This is a genomic window from Mesorhizobium sp. P5_C1, from assembly GCF_054049815.1.
In genome coordinates this window covers 1-1,924 of the sequence record NZ_JBFULQ010000795.1, presented here as the reverse complement: position 1 = coordinate 1,924, position 1,924 = coordinate 1, and the positions used below count along the sequence as shown (strand labels likewise).

At 60.0% G+C, this 1,924-nt stretch carries 2 protein-coding genes and 1 pseudogene; 2 read left to right on the top strand and 1 reads right to left on the bottom strand.

Features of this window, described 5'->3' with window-relative positions; genetic code table 11:
* The coding region (locus ACXJ7R_RS31365; protein ID WP_457155194.1) for a hypothetical protein at positions 1-1,190 on the bottom strand (1,190 nt) is incomplete at its 3' end.
* A gap of 125 nt (positions 1,191-1,315) precedes the next feature.
* On the opposite strand from ACXJ7R_RS31365, the gene ACXJ7R_RS31360 reads away from it, so the two are divergent.
* Positions 1,316-1,624: a hypothetical protein gene (locus ACXJ7R_RS31360; RefSeq protein WP_095089195.1), complete on the top strand. Its 309-nt coding sequence runs from the start codon at positions 1,316-1,318 to the stop codon at positions 1,622-1,624.
* A 112-nt stretch (positions 1,625-1,736) separates the two neighbouring features.
* Positions 1,737-1,924: pseudogene (locus tag ACXJ7R_RS31355) on the top strand (hypothetical protein); the annotation flags it as partial.

Below are 1,924 nucleotides of genomic sequence, written 5' to 3'. Positions count from 1 at the left end.
TCCACCGCCTGCCTTGCGGCTGCCAGGGCGCGCTCCAGCACGGCGGCGGACGATGTGGCGTCGGTGGGAAACTCGAATCGATAGTCATCGATGTAGACAAGCGAAAGAAGACCCCAGGCGGTGGCGTAATTCGGGAAGCGCCGTACGGCCTTCTCGAGGCATGCACGCACGGATGCACGGGTGTCGGGGCTGAGCTCGACCCGATATGCATAGAAAGACAGCGTGCAGGAATATGCGGCCCAATCTTCGGGCGGATTGTCGACGTGGAGATTGGCGTCCGCCTGGAAGATGACGCCATAGGTTTGAGCCAAGCTCGTCGACACATTCCGCGCGATGTCTGCCTGAGCTCCGACAAGGTCCGCGACTTTCATCCGCCCATTATAACTGTCTGCCCACAGAACCGAACCGTCGGGTCGGTTGATCAATCTCACTCGAAGCAGAAAGGTATCGACCGACAGGCTGACACTTCCGGCGAGGACAAATCGTGGTGGCGAGGTCGACGCATCGCCGTCGTTAGGCGCCGACTCCATGACCACAATATCCTTGAACTTCGAAAGCTGGCTGACAATCTCCTGCTTCAATCCGCTCGCAATGGCTGCCGCCGCGGCGGTGCCGGTCAGATCTTCAAACGGCTCAACAAGCACACGGGGCGTTTCCGGCGCGCTTGACCTGACAGACACCCACGACCACGCCAATACCGATGCTCCAGCCGCAAGAATGGCTGCAAGCACTGCCGGGAGCAGGAACGCAATCCGCCCGACCGGAGAGTGGGTGATTGATCGAGAAACTATGGGCACCTGCGGCTGCGCCAACGAAGCCGGCGAACGAAGCGAGAAGATAGGAACATAACCACCCTTGGGAATCGTGATCAGGATTGGGTCTGTATGTCCGGCTGTCAGATAGTATCGCTCGAGCGCACGCCTGAGGTGGCCAGCCTCGATGCGAACGATCGGATCCGTCTGCGGGTCGAACGCCTCGCCGCGACCAAACACTTCCACGGCGATCGAATAGGCCTTAATACGGTCGCCTCGTCCCGACAAAGCCTCTTCCACCACATGGCTGAGGAAGCGGCGCTCGCGGCTGGTGGCATCGAAGTCCGCACTGTCGAGGATAAGGGCAAGTTGGGCGCGACAAGCCTCTACAGGGGGCTCGTGCTCCCTTGGTGCCGGCGTTTCCGCCTGGATCGCCATGTCCTCACTTGATCCCTTGCAACCGCCGGTTTTTGTTGTCGCTCGGTTACATGCTTATCCACGTAACTTACCTCCCGCTGCCCTTTCTTTGCAATACGATCGCGTCAGGTCGATGAACTGGCGTCATGAGCACAAGAGACGGATCGTCTGACAGGCACCGAGCGGTCTCGGCGGCAGTGCGCCGATACCCCCAGTTTGAATTGACGATCCATCGGCTGATGGACCGAAGCGAGAGTTTTCGCGATATCTGCGAGGAGCTCGCGGATGCAGAGTTAGCGCTTTCGAAGGTCGACCAGGCCCCACCGGCATTGCGCGAGGCCAGACGAGCCGAATGGCAGGAATTGATAGATCGCCTGGTTGGAGAGGTGGGAGCAGCAGTGCTGAATACCGATGCCGCCCGCAAATCGGGTATCAACCCGTGGCCGGCACGGTGAACAGCCATGAATCGCCATGCATGACGATGGACGGTTTTCGCACCGTCAGGCACTCTTGTTTCCCAAGCAACAAATCCGCAAACGACGGCCAGCCTCAGGAGGGGACCCTGACATGATGACCTTCTATCGGACACAAGCCCTGGGGTGTGCTGTCCTTTCCTTCCTTTGGCTCGCCCATCCTGCCGGAGCCGCGGATGCGGTTTCACCCATGACGCCGGAGCTGAAGCCAGTCGTGACCGAACAGGGCTGGACGTTCTCCGTTGCGCCATATTTCTGGGCGGCCGGGATGTCGGGGGACGT

What these genes read in the sequence shown, in the direction of transcription:
- ACXJ7R_RS31360 (WP_095089195.1), top strand. Translation starts at nt 1,316, where the DNA reads ATGAGCACAAGAGACGGATCGTCTGACAGGCACCGAGCGGTCTCGGCG.